This is a genomic window from Streptomyces scopuliridis RB72, assembly GCF_000718095.1.
In the GTDB taxonomy this organism is placed as follows: Bacteria; Actinomycetota; Actinomycetes; order Streptomycetales; family Streptomycetaceae; genus Streptomyces; species Streptomyces scopuliridis.
This window is the reverse complement of record NZ_JOEI01000007.1, coordinates 408,580-424,467: the sequence shown is the minus strand read 5'-3', so window position 1 is coordinate 424,467 and position 15,888 is coordinate 408,580. Positions and strand designations below refer to the sequence as shown.

At 70.6% G+C, this 15,888-nt stretch carries 13 protein-coding genes; 7 read left to right on the top strand and 6 right to left on the bottom strand.

Going from position 1 to position 15,888, the window contains the following annotated elements; all coding sequences use genetic code 11:
• The first annotated feature begins 262 nt into the window (after positions 1-262).
• A complete protein-coding gene (locus IF11_RS0110905; protein ID WP_030351316.1) occupies positions 263-3,382 on the top strand; it encodes a sacsin N-terminal ATP-binding-like domain-containing protein in 3,120 nt (1,039 codons plus the stop codon).
• Between the two features lie 134 nt (positions 3,383-3,516).
• Complete coding sequence (locus tag IF11_RS0110900; RefSeq protein WP_030351315.1) at positions 3,517-4,314, top strand: DUF5707 domain-containing protein; 798 nt, start codon at positions 3,517-3,519, stop codon at positions 4,312-4,314.
• Positions 4,315-4,373: 59 nt separating this feature from the next.
• On the opposite strand, the gene IF11_RS0110895 is transcribed toward IF11_RS0110900, so the two are convergent.
• Entirely contained in the window at positions 4,374-6,914 is a 2,541-nt protein-coding gene (locus IF11_RS0110895) for an HAD-IC family P-type ATPase (protein ID WP_078490607.1), read from the bottom strand.
• A gap of 169 nt (positions 6,915-7,083) precedes the next feature.
• Positions 7,084-7,377, bottom strand: a complete 294-nt coding sequence (locus IF11_RS0110890; protein ID WP_030351313.1) for a DUF2530 domain-containing protein — start codon at positions 7,375-7,377, stop codon at positions 7,084-7,086.
• 221 nt (positions 7,378-7,598) lie between these two features.
• Between IF11_RS0110890 and IF11_RS0110885 the strand changes: the two genes are divergently transcribed.
• The gene (locus IF11_RS0110885; RefSeq protein ID WP_030351312.1) at positions 7,599-9,053 is read left to right on the top strand and encodes an NCS2 family permease; all 1,455 of its coding nucleotides are present in this window, start codon (positions 7,599-7,601) and stop codon (positions 9,051-9,053) included.
• 30 nt (positions 9,054-9,083) lie between these two features.
• On the opposite strand, the gene IF11_RS0110880 is transcribed toward IF11_RS0110885, so the two are convergent.
• Positions 9,084-9,266 carry a hypothetical protein gene (locus tag IF11_RS0110880; protein WP_030351311.1) on the bottom strand — a complete coding sequence of 61 codons (183 nt, stop codon included), beginning with the start codon at positions 9,264-9,266 and terminating at the stop codon, positions 9,084-9,086.
• Between the two features lie 160 nt (positions 9,267-9,426).
• Here IF11_RS0110880 and IF11_RS0110875 point away from each other — a divergent pair, with 160 nt between their 5' ends.
• Both IF11_RS0110875 and IF11_RS0110870 read left to right on the top strand, forming a co-directional pair.
• Positions 9,427-9,867 (top strand): MarR family winged helix-turn-helix transcriptional regulator, encoded by a 441-nt coding sequence (locus tag IF11_RS0110875; protein ID WP_030351310.1) that lies wholly within the window; start codon positions 9,427-9,429, stop codon positions 9,865-9,867.
• A 263-nt stretch (positions 9,868-10,130) separates the two neighbouring features.
• Positions 10,131-11,456, top strand: a complete 1,326-nt coding sequence (locus IF11_RS0110870; protein WP_051745795.1) for an MFS transporter — start codon at positions 10,131-10,133, stop codon at positions 11,454-11,456.
• Between the two features lie 72 nt (positions 11,457-11,528).
• On the opposite strand, the gene IF11_RS0110865 is transcribed toward IF11_RS0110870, so the two are convergent.
• Positions 11,529-12,131: a Uma2 family endonuclease gene (locus IF11_RS0110865; RefSeq protein ID WP_030351308.1), complete on the bottom strand. Its 603-nt coding sequence runs from the start codon at positions 12,129-12,131 to the stop codon at positions 11,529-11,531.
• A 113-nt stretch (positions 12,132-12,244) separates the two neighbouring features.
• Here IF11_RS0110865 and thpR point away from each other — a divergent pair, with 113 nt between their 5' ends.
• A complete protein-coding gene (thpR, locus tag IF11_RS0110860) occupies positions 12,245-12,904 on the top strand; it encodes an RNA 2',3'-cyclic phosphodiesterase (protein ID WP_030351307.1) in 660 nt (219 codons plus the stop codon).
• A 235-nt stretch (positions 12,905-13,139) separates the two neighbouring features.
• Here thpR and IF11_RS0110850 read toward each other — a convergent pair whose 3' ends face one another.
• Both IF11_RS0110850 and pip read right to left on the bottom strand, forming a co-directional pair.
• Positions 13,140-14,129, bottom strand: a complete 990-nt coding sequence (locus IF11_RS0110850) for an aldo/keto reductase (protein WP_030351306.1) — start codon at positions 14,127-14,129, stop codon at positions 13,140-13,142.
• A 71-nt stretch (positions 14,130-14,200) separates the two neighbouring features.
• Positions 14,201-15,238: a prolyl aminopeptidase gene (gene pip, locus IF11_RS0110845; RefSeq protein WP_078490606.1), complete on the bottom strand. Its 1,038-nt coding sequence runs from the start codon at positions 15,236-15,238 to the stop codon at positions 14,201-14,203.
• A gap of 99 nt (positions 15,239-15,337) precedes the next feature.
• On the opposite strand from pip, the gene IF11_RS0110840 reads away from it, so the two are divergent.
• Positions 15,338-15,856, top strand: a complete 519-nt coding sequence (locus IF11_RS0110840) for a MarR family winged helix-turn-helix transcriptional regulator (RefSeq protein ID WP_030351304.1) — start codon at positions 15,338-15,340, stop codon at positions 15,854-15,856.
• The last annotated feature ends 32 nt before the right edge of the window (positions 15,857-15,888 follow it).

The window sequence follows — 15,888 nt, the reverse complement described above, 5'->3', positions numbered from 1 at the left end:
CGTGTCCGGACGTAAAGCGTCGCAGCTCGCGCGAAGCGCGGTGAGGAAAGCAGTCCGGACACGGACCTCCGGAGGCCCCGGCCCCCGGCACCAGCGACGACGCACCCCGCACCCGTGCCCCCGCCGGACGGCGCACCGCCCCGGCACCCGGCACCAGCCGTACGAAACCGCACCCCGCACAACGCCCCGCCCCCCGCCGGACCGCGCGTCGCGATACGTTCGGGCCCGCACGTACGCGACAGCGAAAGAGCGGAGTCATAGCGTGAGCGTCAGGACCACCGAAGGGGCCGACCCGTTCGGGACCGCGCGGCTGCGGCGTGGGGTGCTGGATGCCTGGGGGGCCAGTCCCGCGCGGTTCCGGGAGGACGCCAACGCCGAGGAGGACCTCGCGCTCGGCGGCTACCGCGACCGGCTCGTCATCGAGTTGGCCCAGAACGCCGCCGACGCGGCCGCCCGCGCCGGCGTGCCGGGCCGGCTCAGGCTCACCCTGCGCCCCGGCGGAGCCGATGGCCCCGCCGTACTCGTCGCCGCCAATACCGGCGCCCCCCTCGACGCGACCGGCGTCGAGTCGCTCAGCACGCTGCGCGCCTCGGCCAAGCGCGAGGGGCACGAGAGCGCCGTCGGCCGGTTCGGCGTCGGGTTCGCCGCCGTGCTGGCCGTCAGCGACGAGCCCGCCGTCATCGGACGGCACGGCGGGGTCCGCTGGTCCCTCGCGGAGGCCCGCGAGCTGGCCGGGCGGGCCGCGCAGGCGAGCCCCGGTCTCGGGGACGAGCTGCGGCGCCGTGACGGACACGTACCGCTGCTGCGGCTGCCGCTGCCGGCGGAGGGCACGGCGCCCGAGGGATACGACACCGTCGTGATCCTGCCGCTGCGGGACGGCACCGCCGCCGATTTGGTGGCGCGGCTCCTCGCCGAAGTCGATGACGCGCTGCTGCTGACGCTCGCCGGACTCGCCGAGGTCGTGATCGAAACCCCCGACGGGGAGCGGGTGTTGCGCCGCTCGCAGGACGGGCCGTACATCAACGTGGATGACAGCGCGGCCGCCGCCGTGCACCGCTGGCGGGTCGTCGGCCACCACGGCGCGACCCCGCCCGCGCTGCTCGAAGGGCGGCCCGTCGAGGAGCGGCTGCGCCCGCACTGGTCCGTGACCTGGGCCGTGCCGGTGGACGACGGGGGCGCTCCGCTCCCTCCCCGTACCGCGCCCGTTGTACACGCCCCGACGCCCACGGACGAGCCGCTCGGCGTGCCCGCGCTGCTGATCGCCTCGCTGCCGCTCGATACCACCCGGCGCCATCCCGCGCCGGGACCGCTCACCGACTTCCTGGTCGGGAAGGCGGCCGACGCGTACGCGGAGCTGCTGGGCGGCTGGGAGCCGGTCTCGACCGGCACCATCGATCTGGTGCCCGGTCCGCTCGGCAAGGGCGAGCTGGACGGGCAGCTGCGGGCCGCGATCCTGGAGCGGCTGCCGCGGGTGGCCTTCCTCGCCCCGGCGGCCCCGAGCGAGGAGCTGACCGCGCTGCGCCCGTTCGAGGCGGAGGTCGTGGAGGGCGCGGGCGCCGACACCGTGAGCGTGCTGGCGGAGGTGCTGCCGACCCTGCTGCCCGCCGGTCTTGAGCGGCGCGTGGAGCTGCGCACGCTGGGCGTCGGGCGGCTGCCGCTCGGCGAGGCCATCGAGCGCATCGCGGGCGCCGAGCGCCCGCCCGCCTGGTGGCGGCGGCTGTACGAGTCGCTCGCGGGCGTCGATCCCGAGCGGCTGTCCGGGCTGCCGGTGCCGCTGGCCAGTGGGCGTACGACGATCGGGCCGCGCCAGATCCTGCTGCCGCTGCCGGACGCCGCGTGGTCGGCCGAACTCGCGCGGCTGGGGCTGAAGGTGGCGCACCCCGAGGCCACGCATCCGCTGCTGGAGAAGCTGGGCGCGCTGCCCGCCACGCCTCGTGCCGTACTGACGACCCCGCAGGTACGCGCGGCGGTCGCCGCCTCGATGGACGCGGGCGAGGTCTGGGACGAGGACGTCGACACGCCCGACGCGGAGGAACTGGCCGAGATCGTGCTCGGTCTCGTACGGGACGCCGGTCTGGAGGCGGGGGACGAGCCGTGGCTCGGCGCGCTCGCGCTGACGGACGAGGACGGCGAGCTGGCGCCGGCCGGTGAACTGGTGCTGCCCGGCAGCTCGTTCGCGTCCGTGCTGCGCGAGGACGAACTCGCCTTCTGTGACGCGGAGCTGGCCGAGCGCTGGGGCGAGCAGCCGCTCGCCGCGTGTGGCGTCCTGGCGGACTTCGCGCTCGTACGGGCCACGGATGTGGTGCTGGACCCGGATGAACTGGAGCCCCGCGAAGGGGACTTCGCCGAGCCCGACGACGCCGGGCTGCTGGACGCGGTCGATGTGTGGTGCGAGGACGTACTGGACCGGCTGCCGGAGACGCCCGTACCGCCGGTCGCGACGGAGATCGTGGCCGTACGGGATCTGGACCTGGTCGACGACGACGCGTGGCCGCGGGCGCTGGCGCTGCTGGCACGGCCGCCGCTGCGGGACGCGCTGACCCAGTCCGTACGGGTGCTGCTGCCGGACGGCACGACGGAGACGGTGCGTTCGTACACCGCGTGGTGGCTGCGCGACCATCCCGTACTCGACGGGCGCCGGCCGGCCGGACTGCGGGCCGCGAGCGGTGACCCGCTGCTGGCGGGGCTGTACGACTCCGTGGACGCGACGGGCTTCGACGACGCGCAGGTGCTGCGGGCGCTCGGGGTACGGACGTCGGTCGCCGCGCTGCTGGACGAGCCGGGCGGCGCGGCGGAGCTGCTGGGGAGGCTGGCCGACCCGGAGCGGGAGGTGAGCCCGGAGCAGCTGCACGGGCTCTACACGGCGCTCGCGGATCTCGATCCCGAGCAGGTGACGCTCCCGGACGAGCTGCGGGCGGTCGTCGACGGCGAGGTGCGGGTGGCCGACGCGGCGGACGCGGTGATCGCGGACGCGCCCGATCTGCTGCCGCTGGCGGGCGGACTGCCGCTGCTGCCGGTGTCGCCGACCCGGGTGGCGGAGCTGGCCGAGCTGCTTCAGGTACGGCGGCTGAGCGAGGTGATGGCCGGCGCCGCGGAGGTGACCACGGAGGGCGAGGAGCACACGGTCCCGGAGTCCGTCCGCGTACTGCTGGGCGCGGAGACCCCGGACACGTATGTGGAGCACGAGGAACTCCTCGCGGGCGGAGTCGAGCTGGACTGGCGCCGTACGCCGGACGGAGTGCTGCACGCGGCGACGCTGGAGGGCGTGGCGGCGGGGCTCGCCTGGGCGGCGGGACAGTGGCCGCGGCGCTTCGAGGTGGCGGCGCTGCTGGAGGATCCGTCGCGGACGGCGGAGCTGGCCAGGGACCGCTGGTTCGACTGACGGTGGTTCAGTGAGGGGTTCGGCCGTCTCAAACCGGTCTTCGCGAAGAGTTCATTTTTGTGTACAACCTTTCACGTTCGCCTGAGGTCTGGTCTGTCGGGTCAGCAGACCCCCAGACCAGACTTGGGGAATACATGCGTATTCGTGTCACTGTTGCCGCTGTCTCCGGCGCCTTGGCCCTGTCCGCCCTCGCCGTACCGGTCTCACGGGCGAGCGGCCCTTCGTTCGCGCCGACGGGGGCGGACGCCGTCCCGGTGATCAGCAAGACGGTGGTGAACAGCGGCAAGCCGATCGTGCTCGGCACCACCGCCACCAAGAAGGTGACGGTCTCCGTCACCGCGTCCCACGCCTCGGGCATCCAGGACGCTCTCTCCTACATCTGGAAGGGCCGGGACAGCAACCCGAACCTGTACGGCTTCGGGTTCCACCCGGACGGGGAAACGGCCAACTGCAAGGCCGCGAACGCCACCACCTCGACCTGCACCCTCACCATCACGGTCGACCCCGGATACCTGTGGAACGCCGACGCCAAGTCCTGGCGGGTCTACGCCGCCGCATGGGGCAAGGACGGGAACTTCACCGAGAAGGACACGTTCTCCTCGGTCCGTTTCCAGCGGCTCTCCAAGCTGGACGTCAACGCCTCTCCGGAGCCCGTGAAGAAGGGCGGCACCCTCACGGTCACCGGCAAGCTGTCCCGCGCCAACTGGGAGACCGGCACCTACAAGGGCTACGCCACTCAGGACGTGAAGCTCCAGTTCCGGAAGAAGAACAGCAGCACGTACACCACCGTCAAGACGGTGAAGGGTTCCAGCACCGGCACGCTGAAGACCACGGTCAAGGCCGTGGAGGACGGCTACTGGCGCTGGAGCTTCGCCGGTACGGCCTCGACCCCCGCGGTCAACGCCACCGGTGACTTCGTTGACGTGAGGTAGTCCAAGCGCGCGCGAGGGGCCCGGCAGCCTGCCGGGCCCTTCGCCGTTTCCGCCGGGAGCTACGCCGGGTATCTGCGGCCCACCCACCGCCAGCAGAACTCAAGCGCCGCCGACGCCACCACCGCGATCGCGACCGCCGCCCACGGCATCGTCGTACCCACCAGTTTCAGCGCGAAGAAGTGCTGGAGCCATGGCACGGCCAGCACCACCAGGAACGCCGCCGCCATCGACACCACCAGGCAGATCCGCCACCAGGTGTAGGGGCGCGCGACGATCGCCAGCACCCACATGGAGACCAGGAACAGCGTGAGCGTGGCCGCGCTGGTCTCCGCGTTCAGGGCGTCGGGGCCGGAGTAGTAGCTCCGGGCCAGCAGATACGTGGCGAAGGTGGCGATCGCCGCGATGACGCCCGAGGGGATCGCGTACCGCATCACCCTGCGTACGAAGTGCGGCCGCGCGCGCTCCGTGTTCGGGGCCAGCGCCAGGAAGAACGCCGGGATGCCGATCGTCAGCGTCGAGAGCAGCGTCAGATGGCGCGGCAGGAACGGGTACTCCACCTGGAAGCAGGCCACCAGGATCGCCAGCAGCACCGAGTAGACCGTCTTCGTCAGGAAGAGCGTTGCCACGCGCGTGATGTTGCCGATGACCCGGCGGCCCTCGGCGACCACCGACGGCAGCGTCGAGAAGCTGTTGTTGAGCAGCACGATCTGGGCGACGGCGCGCGTCGCCTCCGAGCCGGAGCCCATCGAGACGCCGATGTCCGCGTCCTTCAGCGCCAGGACGTCGTTGACGCCGTCCCCGGTCATCGCGACCGTATGCCCGCGTGACTGGAGCGCGCCGACCATGTCGCGTTTCTGCTGCGGGGTGACCCGGCCGAAGACCGCGCCGGAGTCCAGCGCCTCGGCCATCTCCGCCCGCTCGGCGGGCAGCTGCCGGGCGTCGACCGTGTGCTCCGCGCCCGGGAGGCCGAGCTTTCCGGCCACCGCGCCGACCGAGACCGCGTTGTCGCCGGAGATGACCTTGGCGGCGACGTCCTGCTCCGCGAAGTACGCGAGGGTGTCGGCGGCGTCGGGCCGCAGCCGCTGCTCCAGGACGACGAGCGCGGTCGCGCGGGCCCCGAACGCGGCGTCGGGGGCGTCGAGCTCGCTGTCGGTGCGGGCGAGCAGCAGGACGCGCAGGCCCTGCTGGTTGAGGTGGTCGATCTCGGCGAGCGCGGGATCGTCGGAGGCCAGCAGCACATCGGGCGCGCCGAGCAGCCAGCGGGCGGACTCGCCGCCGGCCTCGCCGAAGGCGGCGCCGCTGTACTTGCGTACGGAGGAGAAGGGCAGCGCCTTCGTGACGGGCCACCGCCCGCTCTCGTCGCGGTAGGCGTCGCTGATCGCCTGGAGGCTGGCGTTGGGGCGCGGGTCGGACTGCCCGATCGCGCCGAGGACCTGCCGTACGTACGTCACGTCCGCGCCGTTCAGCGGTCGCAGCTCGCGGACGTCCATGCCGCCCTCGGTGAGCGTGCCCGTCTTGTCGAGACAGACGACATCGACGCGCGCCAGCCCCTCGATGGCGGGCAGCTCCTGCACCAGGCACTGCTTGCGGCCGAGCCGGATGACGCCGATCGCGAAGGCGACGGAGGTCAGCAGGACGAGCCCCTCGGGGATCATCGGCACGATGCCGCCGACGGTCCTGGCGATGGAGTTCTTGAAATCGGTCTGCTTGACGACGAGCTGGCTGATGATCAGTCCGAGGGCGGTCGGGATCATCATCCACGTGACGTACTTGAGGATCGTGCTGATGCCGTTGCGCAGCTCGGAGTCGACCAGTGTGAAGCGCGACGCCTCCTCCGCGAGCTGCGCGGCATAGGCGTCGCGCCCGACCTTGGTCGCCCGGAACGCGCCGCCGCCCACGACCACGAAGCTGCCCGACATCACCTGGTCGCCGGGGCGTTTCAGGACCGGATCGGCCTCGCCGGTGAGCAGCGACTCGTCGACCTCGATGCTGTCGGCCTCGACCATCTCGCCGTCGACCACGACCTTGTCACCGGGGCCCAGCTCGATGAGGTCCCCGAGGACGATCTCGCTGGTGGAGATCTCGGCGGCGACGCCGTCACGCCGTACGGTCGGCTTGGCCTCGCCGATGACCGCGAGCCCGTCGAGGGTCCGCTTGGCGCGCCACTCCTGGATGATGCCGATTCCGGTGTTGGCGATGATCACGAAGCCGAAGAGGGTGTCCTGGATCGGCGCGACGAAGAACATGATCGCCCAGAGCACGCCGATGATCGCGTTGAAGCGGGTGAAGACGTTGGCGCGGACGATCTCGGAGAGGGAGCGGCTGCTGCGGACCGGGACGTCGTTGACCTCGCCGCGGGCGATATGACGCGCGACCTCGGCGGCGGTCAGGCCGCTGTGGCGATCGCTGGGGCGGGGTGGCCGCATGGGGTGTACGGGGTCGAGTTCGGCACCCGCGTCGATGGCCGGGCCGGTGCGGCCGGTTGAACCGGTCGATCCAGTGGGGCCGGTCGGGCCGGTCGGGCCGTGAGATCCGCGGCCGTGCGGCTCGGGGCCATGGGGCTCGGAGCCGTCGGTGTCGATCTTCGCCCGCTGCGTCATGGTTCCGACGGTACGGCTGGTCGGGCGCGTTCACCCGCCGGCCGGGGAGAAGATCCGACCCGGGGACGAGGCGGATCGTCCCCTGGCAGTACGAGGAGGGGGGCCGGGATGAGACTTTGGCCGGGGTCGGGTCAGGGTCCCGCTGCCAGGGCGCTGGTCAGGGAGCTGGTCAGGGGGTGTCGTCGGGGTGGTCGGCGCTGTCCGCCTTCTCCGCCGCCGCGCGCTTGATCGCCGCGTCCCGTTTCCGTACGTACCAGATGCCGATGAGCCCGAGGCCGCCGCCGGCGAGACAGGTCCAGATCCACCAGGCGTGCCCGTGGTCGCTGAACCAGCCGTAGAACGGGAGCTGGAGAAGGAAGAGGGCGAACCAGATGATCGTGCCGCCCGTGATGGTGCCGACGACCGGCCCCTCCAGGGGCTCGGGCGCCGCACGCCGGGGAGTTCCCGTCCAAGAACCGGTCATGCCCGTCAGTCTATGCGGGGCCGACAGGGGGTCGCGGAGGCGGGCGGTTCAAGGGTCTACGCGCGGAGATAGCGATCTTCGACTCATGTATTCATACTGAAACGGTTTCTGGCTGACTTGATTTGTTCGTCTGAATGTCCAAGTCTGGCTGGATTTTGCTCGCTCGCCTGTTCTTTTTCCTGTCCCGCCCGCCCCTGTTCTTACGACGACTGAGGTTCCGCATGCCCCCCTCGGCCACCGCTCCGGTCGGTTCCGATGCCCAGCCGCCGACCCCCGGGCAGCCGTCCGGCGGGCTGGACCTGTTCTTCAAGATCTCGGAGCGCGGCTCCACGGTCGGCCGTGAGGTACGCGGCGGCTTCGCCACCTTCTTCGCGATGGCGTACATCATCGTGCTGAACCCGATCATTCTCGGCAGCGCGAAGGACATGTACGGGCATCAGCTCGACAACGGTCAGCTGGTCACCGCGACCGTGCTGACCGCGGCCTTCTCCACGCTGCTGATGGGGGTCATCGGCAATGTGCCGATCGCCCTGGCGGCCGGCCTCGGCGTCAACACCGTCGTCGCCCTCCAGCTCGCCCCCAGGATGAGCTGGCCGGACGCGATGGGCATGGTCGTACTCGCCGGTTTCGTGGTGATGCTGCTGGTGGCGACCGGTCTGCGGGAGCGTGTGATGAGCGCCGTGCCGCTCGGGCTGCGCAAGGGCATCGCGATCGGTATCGGCCTCTTCATCATGCTGATCGGGCTGGTCGACTCCGGCTTCGTCTCGCGTATCCCGGACATCGCCCGGACCACCGTGCCGCTCCAACTCGGCTCCAACGGGCATCTGCACGGCTGGCCGGTCCTGGTCTTCGCCCTCGGGGTGCTGCTCACGCTCGCACTGATCATCCGCAAGGTGCCGGGCGCGATCCTGATCTCCATCGTGGCGATGACGGCCCTGGCGGTGATCATCAACGCGGTCGTGAAGGTGCCGAGCTGGGGTCTGACGACCCCGAAGTGGCCGGGCAACCCGGTCTCCACCCCGGACTTCGGTCTGATCGGGGACTTCAGCCTGTTCGGCGGCTTCGAGAAGGCCGGTGTCCTGACCGGTGTGCTGTTCGTCTTCACCGTGCTGCTGTCGTCCTTCTTCGACGCGATGGGCACGATCCTCGGCGTCGGCGACGAGGCCAAGCTGATGGACAAGCAGGGGAACCTGCCCGGGATCAACAAGGTCCTCTTCGTCGACGGCATCGCGGTCGCGGCCGGCGGCGCGTCCTCGGCCTCGGCGAACACCTGCTTCGTGGAGTCCACGGCCGGTGTCGGCGAGGGCGCGCGGACCGGGCTGGCGTCCATCGTCTCGGGTCTGCTCTTCGCGGTGGCGCTGTTCTTCACGCCACTGGCGACGATGGTCCCGTCCCAGGCCGCGACGCCCGCGCTGGTGGCGGTCGGCTTCCTGATCCTGGCCGGTTCGGTACGGGACATCGACTGGAGCGACTTCACCATCGCCGTTCCGGCCTTCCTGGCGATGGTGATGATGCCGTTCACGTACTCGATCACGAACGGCATCGGTATCGGCTTCATCAGCTTCAGCGTGCTGCGGCTGGCGGCCGGGCGCGGCCGTGAGGTGCCGGTGGCGATGTATGTCGTCTCGGCGGTCTTCGTCTTCTACTACGCGATGCCGGCGCTGGGCCTGACGTAGTGCCCTGCCTCACCACTGGCCGGGGCCGCCTCATTTCACCCCGTAGAACTTCTCCGTCTCCTCGACGGCCGACTTGAAGCGTTCGTCGAAGTCATCGCGAATGAGCGTCCGGACCACATAGTCCTGGACGCTCATTCCGCGTATGGCGGCATGCCGCCGGAGCCGGTCGAGCAGCTGACCGTCGATCCGCAGGCTGAGCACTGTCGATCCCATACGCACCAGGGTCGGGCCCGTACGCGCCCCGGCGCGTCACTTTCCGCAGCGCTCTCACTCGTACGGGTGATCCTCCGCATGATCTTTGCGCCCGGCGCGTGCCTCTGGGTGCGTGCATCCCGGTGGTATTTAGATTGGGTAATGAGTTACCCTAACAAACATGCCTGACCTGCTCCACGGCGACGAGAACGAAGCCGCCGTGAACTCTCTTCGCTCCGCCGTCATGCGGCTGGGCCGGCGCCTGAAGCACCAACGTGTCGACGAATCGCTGAGCCCCACCGAGATGTCGGTACTGGGCACCCTGGCCCGCTGCGGTTCCGCCACCCCGGGCGAGCTGGCGCGCAAGGAGCACGTCCAGCCGCCGTCGATGACCCGCATCGTGGCGCTGCTCGAAGCGAAGGGTCTCGTCAGGCTTGAGCCGCACCCCGACGACCGTCGGCAGAAGGTGGTCAGCCAGACAGAGCGGGCCGAGGCGATGCTCGAAGAGAGCCGTCGCAAGCGCAATGTCTGGCTGGCGTCCCTCGCCGAGGGCCTGGACGATGACGAGTGGGCGAAGCTGCGCGCTGCCGCCCCCGTACTGGAGAAGCTCGCCCACTTGTAATCCGCGCGCCGTAAGGAGGCGAACCCACTTTGAGTACGGGATCCGGAGCAGACTCCGCCCCCGCACCGAAATCCACCCACGACCTCACCACCTCGGACAGAGCCACCTCGCAGCCCTCGCGGAGTCCGGCTTCGCAGAGTCCGCCCTCGCAGAGTCCCGCTTCGGAGAGCACGACAACGGAGGGTGCGACTCAGGACGGCGGTCCGCGCGACAGCTGTACATCCGACGGCGAGATATCCGGCGGCGAGCCATCTGACCGCGAGATATCCGACGGTGAGACACCCGACGGCCCGGCCGTCGAGCGCACGACCGGCGGCGGGACGTTCTCGTCGCTGAAGATCCGCAACTACCGGCTGTTCGCGACGGGCGCCGTCGTCTCCAACATCGGTACGTGGATGTCCCGGATCACCCAGGACTGGCTGGTCCTCAGCCTCACCGGCTCATCGGCGGCCGTCGGCATCACGACGGCTCTCCAGTTTCTGCCGATGCTGCTCTTCGGCCTCTACGGCGGCGTCATCGCCGACCGCTACCCGAAGCGCCAGCTGCTGCTCTTCACCCAGAGCGCGATGGGCCTGTGCGGCCTCTCGCTCGCCGTCCTGACGCTCTCCGGACATGTCCAGGTCTGGCACGTCTATCTGATCGCCTTCCTGCTCGGCATGGTGACGGTCGTCGACAACCCGAGCCGCCAGTCCTTCGTCTCCGAGATGGTCGGCCCCGGCCAGCTGCGCAACGCGGTCAGCCTCAACTCGGCCAACTTCCAGTCCGCCCGGCTCATCGGCCCCGCCGTCGCCGGTGTCCTGATCACCACGGTCGGCAGCGGCTGGGCCTTCATGCTCAACGGCCTGTCCTTCATCGCCCCGCTCACCGGACTGCTGCTGATGCGCCAGCACGAGCTGCACAAGTCCGTCCGCGTACCGCGCGGAAAGGGCCAGCTCAGGGAGGGACTGCGCTATGTGCGTGGCCGCCCCGAGCTGATCTGGCCGATCGTCCTGGTCGGCTTCATCGGCACCTTCGGCTTCAACTTCCCGATCTGGCTGACGGCGTACGCGCACGAGGTCTATGACGGCGGCGCCGGGCTGTACGCCTTCTTCAACATCCTGATGGCGGCCGGCTCCCTGGCGGGCGCCCTGCTCGCCGCCCGCCGAGGCTCCAGCCGGCTGCGGCTGCTCGTCCTCGCGGCGATGGCCTTCGGCGTGCTGGAGATCGTGGTGTCCTTCTCGCCGTGGGTCTGGCTCTTCTCGCTGCTGCTCCTGCCCATCGGCATGCTCGGCCTGACGACCAACATCAGCGCCAACACGAGCGTCCAGATGGCGTCCGACCCGGAGATGCGGGGCCGGGTGATGAGCCTCTACATGATGGTCTTCGTCGGCGGCACCCCCATCGGCGGCCCGCTCCTGGGCTGGGTCACCGATACGTACGGCGCCCACGTCGGCTTCGCCACGGGCGGCGTGGTCTCGCTGCTCGCGGCGGCGACGGTCGGTCTGATCCTGACCCGGGTGGCGGGGGTACGGCTGAAGGTCGACCTGCGCGGGGGACGGCCGCACGTGGCGTTTGTACCGAGGAAGGAGCAGCTGGCGACGGCTGCGTAGACGAGGGTGGACGGGAGGTGGCCCCGGCCGGGTGTGCTCGGTCGGGGCCACCACTGCGTGGACGCGAGGGGGTCAGCTGCGGGGGAACTTGTCGGTCTTCAGGGTCAGGATCTTCTTTTCCACGCCGGTGAGGGTGAGGTCGATTTCCTTGCCGAAGGCGATGGTCCGTTCGTCCGTGTACTCGCCCTCCTTCGGCTCCGTGTAGATGTGGCACCTGCCGGTGTACGGATCGGCGATGACATAGACGGGGACGCCGGCCGAGGCGTACACGTCTTTCTTCGGGCCGTAGTCATTGTCCGCGGTACCGCGCGAGATCACCTCGGCGATGAACTCCACGTCCGTGAAGTCCCATCGGCCACGGGCATCCTGCACCGCGTCGGCCGCCAGCTTGACGACATCCGGGCAGAACCCGTTCAGGAGCCCCGGGAAGTCGAACCGCATGTCCGACTTCACCTTCACATCCATGCCGAACGCGTCTTCCACGGCCCGCACAATGCGGCGGATGATCTCCCAGTGGCTGTCCCGTTGCGGCGACATGAAGATGTTCCCCCCGACGATCTCGACCTTGATTCCCTCGGGGACGGGCATCTTTTCGAGCGCCTGGAACATCCTGTCCAGAGTCAGCTCGTCGCTCTCGTCGGCCATGGCGATCCTGTCAATCTCTATGACGGTCATCGTGGCGCTCCTCCCCGCTGCCGCGGGGATGCGGCAGCCGCGCAGTACAACGATACGCACGGTGACCGGGTTACGTACGGTTTCGCACGGCTGGAAGACTCGGCTTCATGAGCATGAGACTGTTCGCCGCCGTACTGCCGCCCCCCGAAGCCGTCGAGGAACTGGCCCGTGCCGTGGACCGGCTCCGGAGGCTGCCCGGCGCCGACGGGCTGCGGTGGACCGGCCGCGACGGCTGGCACTTCACGCTGGCCTTCATGGGGGAGGTGGAGGACGGGCTGCTGCCGGAGCTGACCGAGCGGCTGGAGCGGGCCGCGCGGCGTACGGAACCGTTTCCGCTCCGTATCCACGGGGGCGGGCACTTCGGCGGACGGTTTCTGTGGGCCGGGGCCGCCGGGGGGATCGGCGAGCTGCGCCGCCTCGCCGAGCGCGCCGACGCGGCGGCGCGGCGGGCAGGGGTGCCCATGGAGGAGCACCGCCACTACCAGGCGCATCTGACGCTGGCGCGCGGCCGTGGCGGCCGTGGCGGCCGTACGGATGTGACTGGCGGTGCTGTGACTGGCGGTGCTGTGACCGTCAGTGCGGATCCGGCCCGCCGGGGGGACGTGGACGTGCGGCCGTACGCGGAGGCCCTCGGCGGGTTCGAGGGCACGCCGTGGGAGGTGGCCGAGCTCGTGCTCGTACGCAGCCGGCTGCCGGTGAGCGGGGTGCCGGGGGAGCAGCCGCGGTACGAGGCGGTCGCGCGCCGGCCGCTCGGCCGGGGGGCGTCCGGGTAACCCGGGCGTCGGTGCGGTTACCCCCGGCCGTTAACCTCGACGTGTGGACCCCAAAACCCGGAACCGCATCATGGCGGGCGTGCTTGTGCTGATGTTCGCGATCATCGCTGTGGCGGCCGCGGTCGGCTAGGGCCTGTCCGATCGGCTGGACAGGACCTAGGGCCTGTCCAGCCGGACAGGACCCAGTCACCGGCCCCGGCCGCCCTCAGCTGTCCTCAGCTGTCCTCAGTGACTACTACCAGGCGAAGGCCTCCGGCGCCGGGCCCGGCCCCGGGAAGATCTCGTCCAGCGAGGACAGGACCTCCTCCGGCAGCTCCAGCTCGACCGCCCGCAGGGCCGACTCCAGCTGCTCCAGCGTCCGCGGGCCGACGATCGGGCCCGTCACCCCGGGCCGGGTGAGCAGCCAGGCGAGCGCCGCCTCGCCGGGCTCGATGCCGTGCTTGTCGAGCAGGTCCTCGTACGACTGGACCTGCGCTCGGGTGGTGGCGCCGGCGAGCGCGTCGGCGGCACGGCCGGAAGCGCGCCGCCCACCCTGCACCTCCTTCTTGATCACGCCGCCCAGCAGACCGCCGCTCAGCGGCGACCAGGGAATGACCCCGAGGCCGTACTCCTGCGCGGCCGGGATGACCTCCATCTCGGCGCGGCGCTCGGCCAGGTTGTACAGGCACTGCTCACTGACCAGACCGTACGAACCGAGCCTGTGGGCCGTCTCGTTGGTCTGGGCGATCTTCCAGCCGGGGAAGTTGGACGACCCCGCGTAAATGATCTTGCCCTGCTGGATCAGGGTGTCGATGGCCTGCCAGATCTCCTCGACCGGGGTGTCGCGGTCGATGTGGTGGAACTGGTAGAGATCGATGTGGTCGGTCTGCAGCCGCTTGAGGCTGGCGTCGACCGCGCGGCGGATATTGAGGGCGGAGAGCTTGTCGTGGTTGGGCCACGCTGCGCCGTCGCCGCCCATGTTCCCGTAGACCTTGGTGGCGAGGACGACCTTGTCGCGGCGGTCGCCGCCCTTGGCGAACCAGGTGCCGAGGATCTCCTCGGTGCGGCCCTTGTTCTCGCCCCAGCCGTAGACATTGGCGGTATCGAAGAAATTGATGCCCGCGTCGAGCGCGGCGTCCATGATCGTGTGACTGTCGGCCTCATTGGTGAGCGGGCCGAAGTTCATCGTCCCGAGGACGAGTCGGCTTACCTTGAGTCCGGTGCGTCCGAGCTGCGTGTACTTCATGACTCCACAGCCAACGCGTTCGAGCGCACTCGAAGCAACCCCTGCTGGGCCTTGTGGCCGTCTCGGCCGGCTCAGCTCGCGAACGCGTCGAGCGCCGACCGTACTTCGCGGCGCTCCGTCGCGCTGCCCTTGTGTCCCGCGTCTTCGATGACGATCAGCCGGGCGTCCGGCCAGGCGCGGGCCAGCTCCCACGCCGTGCCGAGGGGCGCGCCCAGATCGAAGCGGCCGTGCACCAGTACGCCGGGGATCCCCGCCAGCCGCCCCGCGTCGCGCAGCAGCGCGCCCTCGTCGAGCCAGGCGCCGTGCGAGAAGTAGTGCGCGCAGATCCGGACGACGGCGCGCCGGGCGGCGGGTGCCCGCTCGCCGAACGGGTGCGCCGAGCCGTGCGGCTCCATGGAGAGTACGGCGTCCTCCCAGGCGCACCAGTCGGTCGTGGCCCGCTCCCGTACGGCCGCGTCGGGATGCTCCGTCAGCCGGGCGTAGGCGGCGACGAGATCGGCGGTGCGCTCGCCGCGCTCGGCCTCGGGGACGCCCGCGCGGAAGCGGTCCCACTCCTCGGGGAAGATCTGTCCGGCGCCCCCGTACAGCCAGTCGATCTCCGACCGCCGGGTCGTGGTGACCCCGGCGATGACGATCTCGGAGACGCGCTCGGGGTGCCGCTCGGCGTACGCCAGGATCAGCGTCGAGCCCCAGGAGCCGCCGTACAGCAGCCAGCGGTCGATCCCCAGGTGGACCCGCAACCGCTCCATGTCGGCGATGAGATGGTCGGTGGTGTTGTGGCGCATGTCGGCGGCCGGGTCGCTCGCGTGCGGGGTGCTGCGTCCGCAGTTGCGTTGGTCGAACAGGACGGTGCGGTAGCGCTCGGGGTCGAAGAACCGCCGGGAACGCGGGCCGGTGCCCGATCCGGGGCCGCCGTGGACGACGAGCGCGGGCTTGCCGTGGGGGTTGCCGCAGACCTCCCAGTGGACGAGGTTGCCGTCGCCGACGTCGAGCATGCCTTGGTCGTGGGGCTCGATGGGCGGGTAGAGCGGGTCCGGTGACGGGGGCTGGGACGCGTTCTGGGGCTGGTTCTCGGGCGGGTTCTGGGGCGGGTTCTCGGCTCGGGGCATGGGTCGGGCTCCCTGGGTGTGGCGCGCGGGGCGATTCGTTCGGTTCGGTGGTGCCGGCGCCGACCCTACAGATACAACAGCACTGTTACATTTTCTTTTATGACTTCAGACAGTCCCGGTCCGCACCGCTCACCGGGTCCCGAGCTGCTCGGGACCCGGCTGCGACATCTCCTCGACCGCCTCGAAGCCGGTGTCGAGGCCGTCTATACGGATCTCGGCATGGACGGCTTCCGCCCCCGCTACACCCCCGTCGCCCGCGCCCTGGCCGCCGCTCCGGGGCCGTGCTCCATCCGCGAACTGGCGCAGGCGACCGGAGTGACGCACTCCGCGGCGAGTCAGACCGTCGCGCAGATGGCCAAGGACGGCCTGGTCGTCCTGGCTCCGGGGGACGACGCCCGGCGGCGCATGGTCCGGCTGACTCCTGAGGCGGAGCAGCTGCTTCCGGCGCTGAACGCCGAATGGGAGGCGACCTCGGCCGCGGCGGCGGAGTTCGAGGCGGAGCTGCCGTATCCGCTGAGCCGGCTGATCGGCGAGGCGCTGGAGGCGCTGGACCGCCGCCCGATGCGGCAACGGATCGCGGACCGGGCGGCGTTGGGGCCGGGCCCCGCGGCGGTGTGACCCGGAGAAGCGGTCACAGGGTCACGTGGTTA

Bases quoted from the DNA above. Each gene is read 5' to 3' on its own strand.
- IF11_RS0110895 (WP_078490607.1), bottom strand. From the start codon at position 6,914: ATGACGCAGCGGGCGAAGATCGACACCGACGGCTCCGAGCCCCATGGC.
- IF11_RS0110890 (WP_030351313.1), bottom strand. From the start codon at position 7,377: ATGACCGGTTCTTGGACGGGAACTCCCCGGCGTGCGGCGCCCGAGCCC.
- IF11_RS0110865 (WP_030351308.1), bottom strand. From the start codon at position 12,131: ATGACCGTCATAGAGATTGACAGGATCGCCATGGCCGACGAGAGCGAC.
- pip (WP_078490606.1), bottom strand. From the start codon at position 15,238: ATGCCCCGAGCCGAGAACCCGCCCCAGAACCCGCCCGAGAACCAGCCC.
- IF11_RS0110840 (WP_030351304.1), top strand. From the start codon at position 15,338: ATGACTTCAGACAGTCCCGGTCCGCACCGCTCACCGGGTCCCGAGCTG.
- IF11_RS0110875 (WP_030351310.1), top strand. From the start codon at position 9,427: ATGCCTGACCTGCTCCACGGCGACGAGAACGAAGCCGCCGTGAACTCT.
- IF11_RS0110885 (WP_030351312.1), top strand. From the start codon at position 7,599: ATGCCCCCCTCGGCCACCGCTCCGGTCGGTTCCGATGCCCAGCCGCCG.
- IF11_RS0110850 (WP_030351306.1), bottom strand. From the start codon at position 14,129: ATGAAGTACACGCAGCTCGGACGCACCGGACTCAAGGTAAGCCGACTC.
- IF11_RS0110880 (WP_030351311.1), bottom strand. From the start codon at position 9,266: ATGGGATCGACAGTGCTCAGCCTGCGGATCGACGGTCAGCTGCTCGAC.
- thpR (WP_030351307.1), top strand. From the start codon at position 12,245: ATGAGACTGTTCGCCGCCGTACTGCCGCCCCCCGAAGCCGTCGAGGAA.
- IF11_RS0110900 (WP_030351315.1), top strand. From the start codon at position 3,517: ATGCGTATTCGTGTCACTGTTGCCGCTGTCTCCGGCGCCTTGGCCCTG.